Source organism: Rhizobium sp. SRI_017, assembly GCF_057586295.1.
Window position 1 is genome coordinate 1 of sequence record NZ_JBYCZP010000096.1, and the last position, 493, is coordinate 493.

The 493-nt window shown below is 55.6% G+C and carries 1 protein-coding gene; it reads left to right on the plus strand.

What is annotated here, in order from left to right; genetic code table 11:
• Positions 1–176: 176 nt before the first annotated feature.
• Positions 177–493, plus strand: a 317-nt coding sequence (locus tag AC2YI2_RS35190; RefSeq protein ID WP_487391149.1) for a hypothetical protein, incomplete at its 3' end; no start/stop codon positions are given.

Consider the following 493-nt stretch of genomic DNA (forward strand, 5'->3'; position numbering starts at 1 on the left):
TGCGCAATTACGCGGCGGCGCCTTGTGGCAGCCGCACTTTGGCAAACTCAACAGCGCAGGACCGCGCGGCTCCAATCCCAATCAAGCCTTTCGGGAACATACTTGGGTTGCGTTTATTTCGTCTATTGCGTTTATTGCGAATAATGGTACCTTAAGATATCCTCGGAGAAATGTTCATGACAATGCCAGCTACGGCCCAAGGACTGGGCGGCCGTTTGCCATCTTCGCAAGAGCGGGCGGCTGCAAACCAATTGCGAAAAATTCTGGCAGCACAGGCTGCTGGAGAGGCTACGTTGCGCGTTCTCGATGACGGCAAGCCAGCAGAGGTCACTCTATCGCCGGCACTCTCGGACCTGCTCATGGAGCTCTTGCGTCACGTGGGCAAGGGTGACGCTGTTACCTTAGTGCCGGTCAGCCAAATGCTCACTACACAGCAGGCAGCAGATATCCTCAACGTTTCACGGCCTTTCTTGATATCGCTGCTGGATCGGGG